This is a genomic window from Leclercia sp. TB492 (genome assembly GCF_049974505.2).
GTDB lineage: Bacteria > Pseudomonadota > Gammaproteobacteria > Enterobacterales > Enterobacteriaceae > Enterobacter > Enterobacter adecarboxylatus_C.
In genome coordinates, this window is record NZ_CM127572.1 from 4,695,838 (window position 1) to 4,711,235 (window position 15,398).

Consider the following 15,398-nt stretch of genomic DNA (forward strand, 5'->3'; position numbering starts at 1 on the left):
CAGGTAGATCCCAGCTCGCTCACAGCGTACAATGATCCCTCTTTATATGAGCGAGCGATCCATGGCAGATATTACTCTAATCAGCGGCAGCACCCTTGGCGGGGCTGAATATGTCGCGGAACACCTGGCTGAAAAGCTGGAAGACGCGGGTTTTTCCACTGAAACGCTGCACGGGCCGTTGTTAGAAGATCTGCCGAACGACGGGATCTGGCTGTTGATCACCTCCACCCACGGGGCAGGCGATCTTCCGGATAACCTTCTTCCTTTATATGAAGAGTTAAAAGAACAGCAGCCCGACCTGGCGAACGTCCGTTTTGGGGCGATCGGCATCGGCAGCCGGGAATATGACACCTTCTGCGGCGCCGTTGAGAAAGTCGAGACCGAACTGAAATCCTGTGGGGCACAACAGATCGGTGAAACGCTGAAGATCAACATCCTCGATCACGATATTCCGGAAGATCCAGCGGAACTTTGGCTGGCTGAATGGAAAAATTTACTCAAAACCGATTAAAGATCGTGCGATCAGATGTGGATAACTCTGGTTAAAAGCTTGGATCAACCGGTAGTTATCCCAAGAACAACCCTTGATGACTTTTTGTGCTGTGTATAACATCGCGATCTGATCCCAGCTTATACGTTGCAGGATCACCGATCATTCACAGCAAACGATCCTCTCTAAACGCATGATCTTCTTCGGGAGATCCGGCTTATCCACAGAAATCCGCGATCCTAATAAGAGATCACAATAAAACAGATCTCTAAATAAAAAGATCTTCTTTTTAATAGCCAGGATCCCAGTGCTTTCTCGATCGACTAAAGTTGAGTAGAATCCACGGCCCGGGCTTCAATCCATTTTCTTACCGCTTTACGCGAGGCAGACCACCATGTTTTATCAGGATCCTTTTGACGTCATCATCATTGGCGGGGGTCATGCAGGCACCGAGGCCGCAATGGCCGCGGCGCGAATGGGTCAACAGACCCTGCTTTTGACACACAATATCGACACGCTAGGACAGATGTCCTGTAATCCGGCGATTGGCGGCATTGGGAAAGGACACCTGGTAAAAGAAGTGGATGCACTTGGCGGCCTGATGGCAACCGCGATCGACCATGCCGGCATTCAGTTTAGGATACTAAACGCGAGCAAAGGTCCCGCCGTTCGTGCCACCCGTGCACAGGCAGACCGCGTGCTCTATCGTCAGGCGGTGCGTACCGCGCTGGAGAATCAGCCGAACCTGATGATCTTCCAGCAGGCAGTTGAGGATCTGATCGTCGAAAACGATCGTGTCGTCGGTGCCGTGACCCAGATGGGTCTGAAGTTCCGTGCCAAAGCCGTGGTGCTGACCGTCGGGACTTTCCTTGATGGCAAAATTCATATCGGACTGGATAACTACAGCGGTGGCCGTGCTGGCGATCCGCCGTCCATTCCGCTGTCGCGCCGTCTGCGCGAGCTGCCGCTGCGCGTCAGCCGCCTGAAAACCGGCACGCCGCCGCGTATTGACGCCCGCACCATTGATTTCAGCGTGCTGGCACAGCAGCATGGTGATAACCCAATGCCGGTCTTCTCGTTCATGGGCAACGTGGATCAACATCCGCGCCAGGTGCCGTGCTATGTCACGCACACTAACGAGAAAACCCATGACGTGATCCGCAGTAACCTCGATCGCAGCCCGATGTATGCCGGGGTGATCGAAGGGATCGGCCCACGCTACTGTCCGTCGATCGAAGACAAGGTGATGCGCTTTGCCGATCGTAACCAGCACCAGATCTTCCTCGAGCCGGAAGGGCTGACCTCCAACGAGATCTACCCGAACGGTATCTCCACCAGCCTGCCTTTCGACGTACAGATGCAGATCGTCCGTTCGATGCAGGGGATGGAGAATGCGAGGATTGTCCGTCCGGGCTATGCCATCGAGTATGACTTCTTCGATCCGCGTGACCTGAAGCCAACCCTGGAGAGCAAATATATCCAGGGGCTGTTCTTCGCGGGCCAGATCAACGGTACCACCGGCTACGAAGAAGCTGCTGCGCAGGGTCTGCTGGCCGGTCTGAACGCCGCGCGCTTCTCGGCCGAGAAAGAGGGCTGGGCGCCGGGCCGTTCTCAGGCTTACCTTGGCGTGCTGGTGGATGACCTCTGCACCCTGGGGACCAAAGAGCCGTACCGCATGTTTACCTCTCGCGCGGAATATCGTCTGATGCTGCGTGAAGACAATGCCGATCTGCGCCTGACCGAAATCGGCCGTGAGCTGGGTCTGGTGGATGACGCGCGCTGGGCGCGTTTCAACGAGAAGCTGGAGAACATCGAGCGTGAACGTCAGCGCCTGAAGTCCACCTGGGTCAACCCAACCGCCGAATCTGTAGACGAAGTGAACGCTCACCTGTCTGCGCCACTTTCGCGTGAAGCCAGCGGGGAAGATCTGCTCCGTCGTCCGGAGATGACCTACGATCAGCTGATCCAGATGACGCCGTTCGCGCCGGGTCTGGAAGACGTACAGGCTGCCGAGCAGGTTGAAATCCAGGTGAAATACGAAGGCTATATCGCCCGTCAGCAGGATGAAATCGAGAAACAGCAGCGCAACGAGAGTACGATCCTCCCGGCCACGCTGGATTATCGTCAGGTTAACGGCCTCTCCAACGAGGTGATCGCCAAGCTGAATGACCATAAGCCGTCATCCATCGGCCAGGCATCGCGTATTTCCGGCGTCACCCCTGCGGCCATCTCCATTCTGCTGGTGTGGCTGAAAAAACAGGGTATGCTGCGCCGCAGCGCATAATCGTAAGAACTGCCCGGTGATGCGTAGCGATCCGGGCCTACAGAACTCCGTAGGGCGGGTAAGCGTAGCGCCACCCGCCAAAACGCATCTCAACAGGTATTCACCGTGCTCAACAAACTCACTCGTCTGCTGGATCAAGCCGGTATTTCGCTCACCGATCACCAGAAAAATCAGCTGGTGGGGTATGTCGATATGCTGCACAAATGGAACAAGGCCTATAACCTCACCTCGGTTCGCGACCCGAATGAGATGCTGGTGCGCCACATTCTCGACAGCATCGTCGTGGCGCCTCACCTCCAGGGCGAACGTTTTATTGATGTAGGCACCGGTCCGGGCTTGCCTGGTATCCCGCTCTCTATCGTGCGTCCTGAGTGTCAGTTCACGTTGCTGGACAGCCTGGGCAAGCGCGTGCGCTTCCTGCGACAGGTTCAACATGAGCTGAAGCTGGAAAATATTCATCCGGTGCAGAGTAGGGTAGAGGAGTTTCCCGCCGAGCCGCCGTTTGACGGCGTGATCAGCCGGGCATTTGCTTCGCTCAATGACATGATCGACTGGTGTAAGCATCTGCCTGCGCAGAATGGGCGCTTTTATGCGCTGAAAGGGATCCTGCCGGAAGACGAAATTGCACAGCTGCCTGCCGGGTTTGAACTGGAGTCCGCTATTAAATTGCACGTTCCGCAGCTGGAAGGTGAACGTCATCTGGTGATCGTTAAGCCAAACAATTTTTAAAAAAATAATAAAAAATGTGGAATTTGTGCTGTTCTTAGTATGTTAAAAAACAGACGAATGCTTAAGAAATAAACAGCTTTAATTTAACCGCTTTTTTACTATGGATTTTCTTTGGGTTAACCTGAGCGTGTAGTTAACCCATAATATAATAAACACTGAAAATATCAGCTTGCTAAAAGTAGGAAAGAGTAACCAGATTGCAATGTTAAATATTTATTATAAATGTCAATAAAAGGTTTCTCTTGTATACAGGGCTGTTTTGAAAATAGTTGCTGAAATAACGCTTTAATATCAGAAAGATGAAATATAACGATTTACTGATTTAATTTATTCGACCTTATCGTAAATGTGTATTTTGTGATCTCGTGCACGCTTTATCGCCAACGTTTCCGCGCAGTTTGCAGTTTTGACGAGTCATTCACAGTTTGACGAAAAGTTAAGAAATAGCGCTGGGGAAAAATATTTAAACATTTATTCACCTTTTCGCTACTTATTGTTTGAAATCACGGGGACGCACCGTATAATTTGACCGCTTTTTGCTGCTTGACTCTGAGCCCTAAAGGACGTTTTATACGACACGCGGCATACCTCGAAGGGAGCAGGAGTAAAAACGTGATGTCTGTGTCGCTCTTGAGTCGAAACGTTGCTCGTAAGCTTCTGTTCATTCAGTTTCTGGCGGTGATAGCAAGCGGATTGCTGTTCTGCCTCAAAGACCCCTTCTGGGGCATCTCTGCGGTAAGCGGAGGTTTGGCAGTTGTTGTGCCGAATATGTTGTTTATGATTTTTGCCTGGCGTCATCAGGCGCATACACCTGCCAAAGGCCGCATGGCCTGGTCCTTCGCTCTGGGCGAAGTGTGTAAGGTGTTGCTGACCTTTGCCCTTCTGGTGGTGGCGCTGGCGGTTTTTAAAGTGGTATTTTTGCCGCTGATAGTGACGTGGGTTTTGGTGCTGGTGGTACAAATTCTGGCGCCAGCTGTAATCAATAACAAAGGGTAAAAGGCATCATGGCTTCAGAAAATATGACGCCGCAGGATTACATAGGTCACCATCTGAACAACCTTCAGATCGACCTGCGTACATTCTCGCTGGTGGATCCGCATAACCCCCCAGCCACCTTCTGGACGATCAATATCGACTCCATGTTCTTCTCGGTGGTACTGGGTCTGTTGTTCCTGGCCATTTTCCGCGGCGTTGCCAAACGCGCAACCAGCGGCGTGCCAGGGAAATTCCAGACTTTCATCGAAATGATCATTGGCTTCGTCCATGGCAGCGTCAAAGACATGTACCACGGCAAGAGCAAGGTGATTGCACCGCTGGCGCTGACCGTCTTTGTGTGGGTCTTCCTGATGAACCTGATGGACCTGCTGCCGATCGACCTGCTGCCGTTTATCGGCGAGCATATCTTCGGTCTGCCTGCCCTGCGTGTGGTGCCGTCTGCTGACGTGAACATCACCCTGTCTATGGCACTGGGCGTATTCATCCTGATTCTTTTCTACAGCATCAAAATGAAAGGTGTAGGCGGCTTCGTGAAAGAGCTTACCTTGCAGCCGTTCAACCACTGGGCGTTTATTCCGGTCAACCTGATCCTGGAAGGCGTTAGCCTGCTGTCCAAACCGATTTCTCTCGGTCTGCGACTGTTCGGCAACATGTATGCGGGTGAGCTGATTTTCATTCTGATCGCGGGTCTTCTGCCGTGGTGGTCACAGTGGGTTCTGAATGTGCCATGGGCCATTTTCCACATCCTGATCATTACGCTGCAAGCCTTTATCTTCATGGTTCTGACGATCGTCTATCTGTCGATGGCGTCTGAAGAGCACTGATTCTTTACCAACACTACTACGTTTTAACTGAAACAAACTGGAGACTGTCATGGAAAACCTGAATATGGATCTGCTGTACATGGCTGCCGCTGTGATGATGGGTCTGGCGGCTATCGGTGCTGCGATCGGTATCGGCATCCTCGGGGGCAAATTCCTGGAAGGCGCAGCGCGTCAACCGGATCTGATTCCTCTGCTGCGTACTCAGTTCTTTATCGTTATGGGTCTGGTGGATGCTATCCCGATGATCGCTGTAGGTCTGGGTCTGTACGTGATGTTTGCTGTCGCGTAGTAAGTAGATTTAAACCCTAAGCCACAGTTGTAAATTTAAAGAGGTATTGTGCTGTGAACATGAACGCAACAATCCTCGGCCAGGCCATCGCGTTTGTTATCTTTGTCTGGTTCTGCATGAAGTATGTATGGCCGCCATTAATGGCAGCCATCGAAAAACGTCAGAAAGAAATCTCTGACGGCCTGGCTTCTGCAGAACGCGCTAAGAAAGATTTGGACCTTGCACAGGCCAACGCGACCGACCAGCTGAAAAAAGCGAAAGCGGAAGCCCAGGTAATCATCGAGCAGGCGAACAAACGTCGTTCTCAGATCCTGGACGAAGCGAAAGCTGAAGCAGAACAGGAACGTACTAAAATCGTGACGCAAGCGCAGGCAGAAATTGATGCCGAGCGTAAACGTGCTCGCGAAGAGCTGCGTAAGCAGGTCGCGATTCTGGCTGTTGCTGGCGCCGAGAAGATCATCGAACGTTCCGTGGATGAAGCTGCTAACAGCGACATCGTGGACAAACTTGTCGCTGAACTGTAAGGAGGGAGGGGCTGATGTCTGAATTTGTTACGGTAGCTCGCCCCTACGCCAAAGCAGCTTTTGACTTTGCTATCGAACACCAAAATGTCGATCGCTGGCAGAACATGCTGGCGTTTGCCGCTGAGGTAACGAAAAACGAACACATGGCTGAGATGCTTTCGGGTGCACTGGCACCGGAAACCCTCGCCACTTCGTTCATCGCCATTTGCGGTGAGCAGCTGGACACCAACGGTCAGAACCTGATTCGGGTAATGGCAGAAAATGGTCGTCTGAAAGCGCTCCCGGATGTTCTTGAGCAGTTCGAGCACCTGCGTGCCCTCAGTGAAGCCACCGTTGAAGTTCACGTAACTTCTGCGACTGAGCTGAGTAACGAACAGCTTGCGAAAATCACCGCCGCGATGGAAAAACGTCTGTCACGCAAAGTGAAGCTGAATTGCAATATCGATAAGTCTGTAATGGCGGGCGTAATCATCCGTGCGGGTGATATGGTCATTGATGGCAGCGTACGCGGCCGTCTTGAGCGCCTTGCAGACGTCTTGCAGTCTTAAGGGGACTGGAGCATGCAACTGAATTCCACCGAAATCAGCGAACTGATCAAGCAGCGCATTGCTCAGTTCAGTGTTGTGAGTGAAGCTCACAACGAAGGTACTATTGTTTCTGTAAGCGACGGTGTTATCCGCATCCACGGCCTGGCCGATTGTATGCAGGGTGAAATGATCTCCCTGCCGGGTAACCGTTACGCTATCGCACTGAACCTGGAGCGCGACTCCGTAGGTGCAGTTGTGATGGGTCCTTACGCTGACCTCGCCGAAGGCATGAAGGTCAAGTGTACTGGCCGTATTCTTGAAGTTCCAGTTGGCCGCGGCCTGCTGGGTCGCGTGGTGAACACCCTGGGTGCGCCAATCGACGGTAAAGGTCCGGTTGATAACGATGGCTTCTCGCCAATCGAAGTTATCGCACCGGGCGTAATCGACCGTCAATCCGTCGACCAGCCGGTGCAGACCGGTTATAAGTCCGTTGACGCCATGATCCCAATCGGCCGTGGCCAGCGTGAGCTGATCATCGGTGACCGTCAGACCGGTAAAACCGCGATGGCAATCGATGCGATCATCAACCAGCGCGACTCCGGCATCAAATGTGTGTACGTGGCTATCGGCCAGAAAGCGTCCACCATTTCTAACGTGGTTCGTAAACTGGAAGAGCACGGCGCGCTGGCTAACACCATCGTTGTTGTTGCTACCGCTTCTGAATCTGCTGCACTGCAATACCTGGCACCGTATGCCGGTTGCGCAATGGGCGAATACTTCCGTGACCGCGGTGAAGATGCACTGATCGTTTATGATGACCTGTCCAAACAGGCCGTTGCATACCGTCAGGTTTCCCTGCTGCTCCGTCGTCCACCAGGACGTGAAGCATTCCCGGGCGACGTATTCTATCTGCACTCCCGTCTGCTGGAGCGTGCATCCCGCGTTAACGCGGAATACGTTGAGAACTTCACCAAAGGTGCAGTGAAAGGCCAGACCGGTTCTCTGACCGCGCTGCCAATCATCGAAACCCAGGCGGGTGACGTTTCTGCGTTCGTTCCGACCAACGTAATCTCCATTACCGATGGTCAGATCTTCCTGGAAACCAACCTGTTTAACTCCGGTATTCGTCCGGCGGTTAACCCGGGTATCTCCGTATCCCGTGTGGGTGGTGCAGCGCAGACCAAGATCATCAAGAAACTGTCCGGTGGTATTCGTACCGCGCTGGCACAGTATCGTGAACTGGCAGCGTTCTCCCAGTTTGCATCTGACCTTGACGATGCAACCCGTAAACAGCTGGACCACGGTCAGAAAGTGACCGAACTGCTGAAACAGAAACAGTATGCCCCTATGTCAGTCGCACAGCAGGGCCTGGTACTGTTCGCAGCAGAACGTGGTTATCTGGGAGATGTAGAACTGGCGAAAATCGGTAGCTTCGAAGCCGCTCTGCTGGCTTTCGCTGACCGTGACCATGCTCCACTGATGCAAGAGATCAACCAGTCCGGTGGCTATAACGACGAAATCGAAGGCAAGCTGAAGAGCCTGCTCGATTCCTTCAAAGCAACCCAGTCCTGGTAACGTCTGGCGGTCTGTCTTAGGGCAGGCCGCAAGGCATTGAGGAGAAGCTCATGGCCGGCGCAAAAGAGATACGTAGTAAGATCGCAAGCGTCCAGAACACGCAAAAGATCACTAAAGCGATGGAGATGGTCGCCGCTTCCAAAATGCGTAAATCGCAGGAACGTATGGCGGCCAGCCGTCCTTATGCAGATACCATGCGCAAAGTGATTGGTCACCTTGCGAGCGGTAATCTGGAATATAAGCACCCTTACCTGGAAGAACGCGACGTTAAGCGCGTGGGCTACCTGGTGGTGTCGACCGACCGTGGTTTGTGTGGTGGCTTGAACATTAACCTGTTCAAAAAGCTGCTGGCGGATATGAAAGCATGGTCCGATAAAGGCGTTCAGAGCGATATCGCGATGATCGGCTCCAAGGGCGTCTCTTTCTTCAATTCCGTAGGTGGCAATATTGTCGCCCAGGTGACCGGTATGGGTGATAACCCGTCCCTGTCCGAACTGATCGGCCCGGTAAAAGTGATGTTGCAGGCCTATGATGAAGGCCGTCTGGACAGGCTGTACGTTGTCAGCAACAAATTTATTAACACCATGTCACAGGCTCCGACCCTCACTCAGCTGCTGCCGTTACCGGCATCAGACGAGCCAGAGTTGAAGCATAAAGCCTGGGATTACCTGTATGAACCGGATCCAAAACCGCTGCTGGATACCCTGCTGCGTCGTTATGTTGAATCTCAGGTTTATCAGGGCGTGGTAGAAAACCTGGCCAGCGAGCAGGCCGCACGTATGGTGGCGATGAAAGCCGCGACCGACAATGGCGGCAGCCTGATTAAAGAGCTGCAGTTGGTATACAACAAAGCTCGTCAGGCCAGCATTACTCAGGAACTCACCGAGATCGTCGGTGGTGCATCCGCGGTATAACCAGGTTAATTCGTAGAGGATTCAAGATGGCTACTGGAAAAATTGTCCAGGTAATCGGCGCCGTGGTTGACGTCGAGTTCCCTCAGGATGCCGTACCGCGCGTGTACGATGCTCTTGAGGTTCAGAATGGTAATGAGAGCCTGGTGCTGGAAGTTCAGCAGCAGCTCGGCGGCGGTATCGTGCGTACCATCGCCATGGGTTCTTCCGACGGTCTGCGTCGTGGTCTGGAAGTTAAAGACCTCGAACACCCAATCGAAGTACCAGTAGGTAAAGCAACCCTGGGCCGTATCATGAACGTCCTGGGTCAGCCGATCGACATGAAAGGCGACATCGGTGAAGAAGAGCGTTGGGCTATCCACCGCGCAGCACCTTCCTATGAAGAGCTGTCCAGCTCTCAGGAACTGCTGGAAACCGGCATCAAAGTTATCGACCTGATGTGTCCGTTCGCGAAGGGCGGTAAAGTCGGTCTGTTCGGCGGTGCGGGTGTGGGTAAAACCGTAAACATGATGGAGCTGATCCGTAACATCGCGATCGAGCACTCCGGTTACTCCGTGTTTGCAGGCGTGGGTGAGCGTACTCGTGAGGGTAACGACTTCTACCACGAAATGACCGACTCCAACGTTCTGGACAAAGTATCCCTGGTTTACGGCCAGATGAACGAGCCACCAGGAAACCGTCTGCGCGTTGCGCTGACCGGCCTGACCATGGCTGAGAAGTTCCGTGACGAAGGTCGTGACGTACTGCTGTTCGTTGACAACATCTACCGTTACACCCTGGCCGGTACGGAAGTATCCGCACTGCTGGGTCGTATGCCATCAGCGGTAGGCTACCAGCCGACCCTGGCGGAAGAGATGGGTGTTCTGCAGGAACGTATCACCTCTACCAAAACCGGTTCTATCACCTCCGTTCAGGCGGTATACGTACCTGCGGATGACTTGACTGACCCATCTCCAGCCACCACCTTTGCGCACTTAGATGCAACCGTGGTACTGAGCCGTCAGATCGCGTCTCTGGGTATCTACCCGGCAGTTGACCCGCTGGACTCCACCAGCCGTCAGCTGGATCCACTGGTTGTTGGTCAGGAACACTACGACACCGCGCGTGGCGTACAGTCCCTGCTGCAGCGTTACCAGGAACTGAAAGACATCATCGCCATCCTGGGTATGGATGAACTGTCTGAAGAAGACAAACTGGTGGTAGCACGCGCACGTAAGATCCAGCGCTTCCTGTCCCAGCCGTTCTTCGTAGCAGAAGTATTTACCGGTTCCCCGGGCAAATACGTTGCGCTGAAAGACACCATCCGTGGCTTTAAAGGCATCATGGAAGGCGAATACGATCACCTGCCGGAGCAGGCGTTCTATATGGTGGGTTCCATCGACGAAGCCGTGGAAAAAGCCAAAAAACTTTAACGCCTTAATCGGAGGGTGATATGGCAATGACTTACCACCTGGACGTCGTCAGCGCAGAGCAACAAATGTTCTCTGGTCTGGTCGAGAAAATCCAGGTAACGGGTAGCGAAGGTGAACTGGGTATCTTCCCGGGACACGCCCCGCTGCTCACCGCCATTAAGCCTGGTATGATCCGCATCGTTAAACAGTTCGGTCATGAAGAGTTTATCTATCTGTCTGGTGGCATGATTGAAGTGCAACCTGGCAGCGTGACCGTACTGGCTGATACCGCAATTCGTGGCCAGGATCTCGACGAAGCACGAGCTCTGGAAGCGAAGCGTAAAGCAGAAGAGCACATTAAGAGCTCTCATGGCGACGTGGATTACGCTCAGGCGTCTGCAGAGCTGGCCAAAGCGATCGCGAAACTGCGCGTTATCGAGTTGACCAAAAAAGCGATGTAACACCGGCTTGAAAGTACGAAAGCCAGTCTGGTTTCCAGACTGGCTTTTTTTATGGCTCTGTTTCAGTAAATATGAAACTAAAACGATGTTTTATTATTTTGTGATTTAGCTCACAAAAAGATTGATCGGCGAAATGGTCCGGAGTAGACTTCGTTTTGTGATGAAGGTCACATAACTGAACTCCAAAAATATCAGGATGCCATCATGAAAATCATTAACAAAATCATCGCCCTCTTCAGCAACATGAACGTTTCTTTCGGTACGTTCAACCACTAAGTGCTGATGTGCCGGGTGGCGCCACGCTTACCGTAGTGTGATAAGCGAAGCGCCGCTCTGGTTATTGGGTCTGCACCTGCGTTTTGTCTAACTTCTTCCCGTCTGTATTCACGCTTTTCCCCTTCACGATAAAGTAATTCGTGTTATCAATGGTCCCCACGACCGCATCATCATATTCACCAGGCTGATTCCGGATCGACAGGTTGCCGGTAAACGTCCCTTGCGTTGTGACGTCTCCGTACGGGCTCGGGCGGAAGATGTAGTTAAATCGCTGGTTATCCACCGCCAGGTTGTTTTCCACCACCAGCTTGCCCGGGTTAAAGTTATCGGTGAAACCGTCCAGATGATTGCCGGTGGCTTTACTGTTGCGGATCTGATGCGCAACAGGCTGCCCTTCCCCGCCGAGCTTGAAGCCGTTACTGGTATTGTTGCTGGCAACCGAGTTCTCGATCACCACCACGCCGTTGGCGCCATCTTCAATCTTGTTGAACAGGTCGAAACCGTCATCGATATTGTCGTGGGCATAGCATTTCTCCAGCCGGTTGCCATCGCCTACCCGCATCTTCACCGCGAAACCATCGGCATTAATCTTGCCGGGATCCTCATTGGCATAGGATTCGGAATCCACTACCCGGTTATAGCTCGCCCATAACGGCCGGCCAATCTTCTCCGGGGAGGAGATCTGGATCCCGGTGTCGTCATTGCGGTACGCCGTGACGCGCTCGATCAGGTTATGGCTCCCCTGGATGCGCAAGCTTTTCTCCGTGACGTCGATACCCTGGATATGCCAGTAGCTGGCGTCCAGCAGCAGGCCGCGGATCACCACTTTGCCCTCAGCCTGCAGCGTTTTGAGCTTGTCGCGACTGCCGCTGGCCGAGAGTGGGATCTCGCTGCGAGGATAATCGCCGCTTTTCAGCACCAGCTTACCGCCGGGGGCCAGCAGCGCGATGGCAGTGGCGAGATCCAGCGGCGCATCGGCTGTGCCTTTTGCGTCCGCTTTGCCGTCTGGTGCGGCATAAAGAAGAGCCGTATCCCTGTCCGCGACGCGTTCCACTGTGATTTGCTGGCTCACCGGCTCACCCTGAGACGGGGTAAAGGCCACCGTAAAGGTGCTGCTGGTCTGCTCAAGACGGGCGGGCAGGGTGTACATCTCTCCCGCTTTTACCGTTTTCTCATTACCGATCACCACTTCGTTTTGCCGGACGCTGAATACTCCATCTTCATTGGCGCGCGCCTGCAGAAGATAATCCCCGGTAGCGCTGCTGTTTCCGGAAGCCAGCTGCACCACGACCGGCAGCGGCTCCGGATGCCACGGCGTCGAAGAGACGGTATGGGCGCTGGTGGTCGTCAGCGAGGCATTAGTCACCGTGATTTTGGCATTACGCGATGCGAAGAAGCCGACGTAATAGCGATCCTGGTTTTGCACCGAAATCAAATCCGCGCGCGGCACGCTCTTACTGATCCAGCTGTCGCTGTCCAACGGGGCCCAGGCAGTAATAAACCCGTCGTCCGTGCGCTGCAGTTTGAGGCGAAACTCTGGCGTCTGGCTCAGGTCCACCTCTTCCTTGTAACTCTGTTTTTTAATGGCTGCCCCGGCATTGCCCCACGGCCGGGTTATCCCCTCCCGCGTGATGGCCTGCATTTTTACCCGCTGATGATCTTTTTTATCCTGGGTCATGATGGCATTCATCACCTGATTCGACGCCGCGGGGAACTCTTCATAGCCGGTTTTTAACGGTTGCTGACGCGGGTTGCCGAGGATATCCCGCACCAGCAGCCCGGCGCCCTCCTGCGCGGCGGGTTTCGCGCCATTTTCCGGTCCAAACTGATCCACCCGGATGTTGGCCTGCAGGACGAAATTCTCGCTCGCCGGCAGTTCGGTATAGAAAAAGGTTAACCCGTCGTGGGAGTTGGCAATTTTGCCGCCACGGCTCTCTACCGTGATCGCTTTTGTCAGATCCACGCTATCCTGCGGCGTGAGCTTTTTTCCGTCGATTGTTACATCGTTGGTGCCGATTTTTTCGGGCAGCACGTTGGATGAAAAATTCACATCCGTTGATTGCCCAAATGCAATGGCTTTCCAGACATGAGGCTGTTCGGCGGCTGTTGCGGAAAATGCGCTATACATCATCAGGGCCAGAGGTATTCTAGATTTCATCTTATTCTCCTGAGTAATAATTGAGCGCTATTATCATCAGAATAAAACGGCGTTTCTTTTTTGCAGGTCACACATTTCGATAATTAAAACAGCGTTTTGGTTATGGAAGGCTTTATTCATGAAGCGAAAAAATAGCTAACATGCTGTGAGGGCTGGAGACTTCTTTAAAGGACGCTATATTCCATAGGCAAAGTCCTTTACTCTGCTGTAAAAAGAACCTTTAAACAGCCCTCAACAGGCGAAGTTGCGCGTTTTAGCGCCACTCCATTTTATGGCGCAAAATATGTAGAATTTTCAACGCCAAAGGGTTTTACTTTTCACTCAAATTACAGTCAGGACGTGTATGTTGAATAATGCAATGAGCGTGGTCATTCTTGCCGCAGGCAAAGGCACCCGCATGTATTCCGATCTTCCAAAAGTGCTGCACACCCTGGCAGGGAAAGCGATGGTGCAGCATGTCATTGATGCTGCGAATGAAATGGGCGCGAGCCAGGTACACCTGGTCTACGGCCACGGTGGCGATCTGCTGAAGCAGACGCTGCGTGATGACAAGCTCAACTGGGTGCTGCAGGCAGAACAGCTGGGCACCGGTCACGCCATGCAGCAGGCGGCCCCGTTCTTCTCCGACGACGAAGATATCCTGATGCTTTACGGTGACGTGCCGCTGATCTCCGTGGAGACGCTGGCTCGCCTGCGTGCCGCGAAGCCGCAGGGCGGCATTGGTCTGCTGACCGTTAAGCTGGACGATCCGTCCGGTTATGGCCGTATCACCCGTGAAAACGGCAAGGTGACGGGCATTGTTGAGCACAAAGATGCGACCGATGCGCAGCGTGAAATCCAGGAAATTAACACCGGTATTCTGATCGCCAACGGCGCGGACATGAAACGCTGGTTGTCGCAGCTGAATAACAACAACGCGCAGGGTGAATTCTACATCACCGATATCATTGCGATGGCGTATCAGGAAGGCCGTGAGATTGCTGCCGTTCATCCGGCGCGCATCAGCGAAACGGACGGTGTGAATAACCGCCTTCAGCTTTCCCGCCTTGAGCGTATTTATCAGTCCGAGCAGGCAGAAAAGCTGCTGCTGGCGGGCGTAATGCTGCGCGATCCGGCGCGTTTCGATCTGCGTGGGGTGCTCAATCACGGGCGCGACGTCGAAATCGATACTAACGTTATTCTGGAAGGCAACGTAACGCTGGGTAACCGCGTCAAAATTGGCACCGGTTGCGTGATCAAAAACAGCGTGATTGGTGACGACTGCGAAATCAGCCCTTACAGCGTAGTGGAAGATGCCCATCTGGACGCTGCCTGTACCATCGGGCCGTTCGCCCGCCTGCGTCCAGGCGCTGAACTGCTTGAAGGCGCTCACGTCGGCAACTTCGTCGAAATGAAAAAAGCGCGTCTGGGTAAGGGCTCTAAAGCAGGGCATCTGACCTATCTGGGCGATGCTGAGATTGGCGACAACGTGAATATCGGCGCCGGGACCATCACCTGTAACTACGACGGCGCGAACAAGTTTAAAACCATCATTGGCGACGACGTGTTTGTCGGATCCGATTCGCAGCTGGTGGCGCCAGTGACTATCGGCAAAGGCGTAACCATTGCCGCAGGCACTACCGTTACGCGCGATGTGGCGGAAAACGAGCTGGTCATCAGTCGCGTGCCGCAGGTGCAGAAGCAGGGCTGGAAACGCCCGGTGAAGAAGTAAAAGCATTTTCGGGATGAGGGGATAACATAATCCCCCGCCTATAAGCAGTACCCATAAAAATAACCCCACTCTCTACAAGGCTCGGGGCGCCCGAAAAGGGCATACCCAACGGATTTCGCGTTGTGGCAAGGCGGCAAGCGTATGAGTCCATGGGAGCTTACTTAAGTAAGTGACCTTGGCGAAGACGTGAAGCCAACGCAGTCACGGCGTGAAAGACGAAGGGTAAATACAGGTCAGCGACAACGCAGGCGA

The 15,398-nt window shown here is 53.4% G+C and carries 14 protein-coding genes; 13 read left to right on the top strand and 1 reads right to left on the bottom strand.

Annotated features, from left to right (window positions below; all coding sequences use genetic code 11):
* Positions 1-61 precede the first annotated feature (61 nt).
* From mioC to ACP4QI_RS22345, 12 genes are all read left to right on the top strand, one after another.
* Positions 62-511, top strand: coding sequence for an FMN-binding protein MioC (gene mioC / locus ACP4QI_RS22290; protein WP_142487635.1), 450 nt, complete (start codon positions 62-64; stop codon positions 509-511).
* Positions 512-884: 373 nt separating this feature from the next.
* Positions 885-2,774, top strand: a complete 1,890-nt coding sequence (mnmG, locus tag ACP4QI_RS22295) for a tRNA uridine-5-carboxymethylaminomethyl(34) synthesis enzyme MnmG (protein ID WP_142487636.1) — start codon at positions 885-887, stop codon at positions 2,772-2,774.
* 105 nt (positions 2,775-2,879) lie between these two features.
* Positions 2,880-3,503, top strand: coding sequence for a 16S rRNA (guanine(527)-N(7))-methyltransferase RsmG (gene rsmG, locus ACP4QI_RS22300; RefSeq protein WP_426495985.1), 624 nt, complete (start codon positions 2,880-2,882; stop codon positions 3,501-3,503).
* 615 nt (positions 3,504-4,118) lie between these two features.
* Complete coding sequence (gene atpI / locus ACP4QI_RS22305) at positions 4,119-4,499, top strand: F0F1 ATP synthase subunit I (protein ID WP_103824374.1); 381 nt, start codon at positions 4,119-4,121, stop codon at positions 4,497-4,499.
* A gap of 8 nt (positions 4,500-4,507) precedes the next feature.
* Positions 4,508-5,323, top strand: a complete 816-nt coding sequence (gene atpB / locus ACP4QI_RS22310; protein ID WP_142487639.1) for a F0F1 ATP synthase subunit A — start codon at positions 4,508-4,510, stop codon at positions 5,321-5,323.
* 49 nt (positions 5,324-5,372) lie between these two features.
* The gene (gene atpE / locus ACP4QI_RS22315; protein WP_000429386.1) at positions 5,373-5,612 is read left to right on the top strand and encodes a F0F1 ATP synthase subunit C; all 240 of its coding nucleotides are present in this window, start codon (positions 5,373-5,375) and stop codon (positions 5,610-5,612) included.
* Positions 5,613-5,665: 53 nt separating this feature from the next.
* Positions 5,666-6,136, top strand: coding sequence for a F0F1 ATP synthase subunit B (atpF, locus tag ACP4QI_RS22320; protein ID WP_032615498.1), 471 nt, complete (start codon positions 5,666-5,668; stop codon positions 6,134-6,136).
* Between the two features lie 14 nt (positions 6,137-6,150).
* Positions 6,151-6,684 (top strand): F0F1 ATP synthase subunit delta, encoded by a 534-nt coding sequence (gene atpH / locus ACP4QI_RS22325; RefSeq protein ID WP_142487640.1) that lies wholly within the window; start codon positions 6,151-6,153, stop codon positions 6,682-6,684.
* A gap of 12 nt (positions 6,685-6,696) precedes the next feature.
* A complete protein-coding gene (atpA, locus tag ACP4QI_RS22330) occupies positions 6,697-8,238 on the top strand; it encodes a F0F1 ATP synthase subunit alpha (protein WP_142487641.1) in 1,542 nt (513 codons plus the stop codon).
* 50 nt (positions 8,239-8,288) lie between these two features.
* On the top strand, positions 8,289-9,152 hold the full coding sequence (gene atpG, locus ACP4QI_RS22335; protein WP_156264997.1) for a F0F1 ATP synthase subunit gamma: 864 nt from the start codon (positions 8,289-8,291) through the stop codon (positions 9,150-9,152).
* 26 nt (positions 9,153-9,178) lie between these two features.
* Positions 9,179-10,561, top strand: coding sequence for a F0F1 ATP synthase subunit beta (gene atpD, locus ACP4QI_RS22340; RefSeq protein WP_039032216.1), 1,383 nt, complete (start codon positions 9,179-9,181; stop codon positions 10,559-10,561).
* Between the two features lie 20 nt (positions 10,562-10,581).
* Positions 10,582-11,001 carry a F0F1 ATP synthase subunit epsilon gene (locus tag ACP4QI_RS22345; protein ID WP_106995541.1) on the top strand — a complete coding sequence of 140 codons (420 nt, stop codon included), beginning with the start codon at positions 10,582-10,584 and terminating at the stop codon, positions 10,999-11,001.
* Positions 11,002-11,338: 337 nt separating this feature from the next.
* On the opposite strand, the gene ACP4QI_RS22350 is transcribed toward ACP4QI_RS22345, so the two are convergent.
* A complete protein-coding gene (locus ACP4QI_RS22350; RefSeq protein ID WP_426495984.1) occupies positions 11,339-13,435 on the bottom strand; it encodes a right-handed parallel beta-helix repeat-containing protein in 2,097 nt (698 codons plus the stop codon).
* 343 nt (positions 13,436-13,778) lie between these two features.
* Here ACP4QI_RS22350 and glmU point away from each other — a divergent pair, with 343 nt between their 5' ends.
* Positions 13,779-15,146: a bifunctional UDP-N-acetylglucosamine diphosphorylase/glucosamine-1-phosphate N-acetyltransferase GlmU gene (gene glmU, locus ACP4QI_RS22355; RefSeq protein ID WP_426495983.1), complete on the top strand. Its 1,368-nt coding sequence runs from the start codon at positions 13,779-13,781 to the stop codon at positions 15,144-15,146.
* Positions 15,147-15,398: the final 252 nt, after the last annotated feature.

Bases quoted from the DNA above. Each gene is read 5' to 3' on its own strand.
- mioC (WP_142487635.1), top strand. From the start codon at position 62: ATGGCAGATATTACTCTAATCAGCGGCAGCACCCTTGGCGGGGCTGAA.
- mnmG (WP_142487636.1), top strand. From the start codon at position 885: ATGTTTTATCAGGATCCTTTTGACGTCATCATCATTGGCGGGGGTCAT.
- atpI (WP_103824374.1), top strand. From the start codon at position 4,119: ATGTCTGTGTCGCTCTTGAGTCGAAACGTTGCTCGTAAGCTTCTGTTC.
- atpB (WP_142487639.1), top strand. From the start codon at position 4,508: ATGGCTTCAGAAAATATGACGCCGCAGGATTACATAGGTCACCATCTG.
- atpE (WP_000429386.1), top strand. From the start codon at position 5,373: ATGGAAAACCTGAATATGGATCTGCTGTACATGGCTGCCGCTGTGATG.
- atpH (WP_142487640.1), top strand. From the start codon at position 6,151: ATGTCTGAATTTGTTACGGTAGCTCGCCCCTACGCCAAAGCAGCTTTT.
- atpA (WP_142487641.1), top strand. From the start codon at position 6,697: ATGCAACTGAATTCCACCGAAATCAGCGAACTGATCAAGCAGCGCATT.
- atpG (WP_156264997.1), top strand. From the start codon at position 8,289: ATGGCCGGCGCAAAAGAGATACGTAGTAAGATCGCAAGCGTCCAGAAC.
- atpD (WP_039032216.1), top strand. From the start codon at position 9,179: ATGGCTACTGGAAAAATTGTCCAGGTAATCGGCGCCGTGGTTGACGTC.
- ACP4QI_RS22345 (WP_106995541.1), top strand. From the start codon at position 10,582: ATGGCAATGACTTACCACCTGGACGTCGTCAGCGCAGAGCAACAAATG.
- ACP4QI_RS22350 (WP_426495984.1), bottom strand. From the start codon at position 13,435: ATGAAATCTAGAATACCTCTGGCCCTGATGATGTATAGCGCATTTTCC.
- glmU (WP_426495983.1), top strand. From the start codon at position 13,779: ATGTTGAATAATGCAATGAGCGTGGTCATTCTTGCCGCAGGCAAAGGC.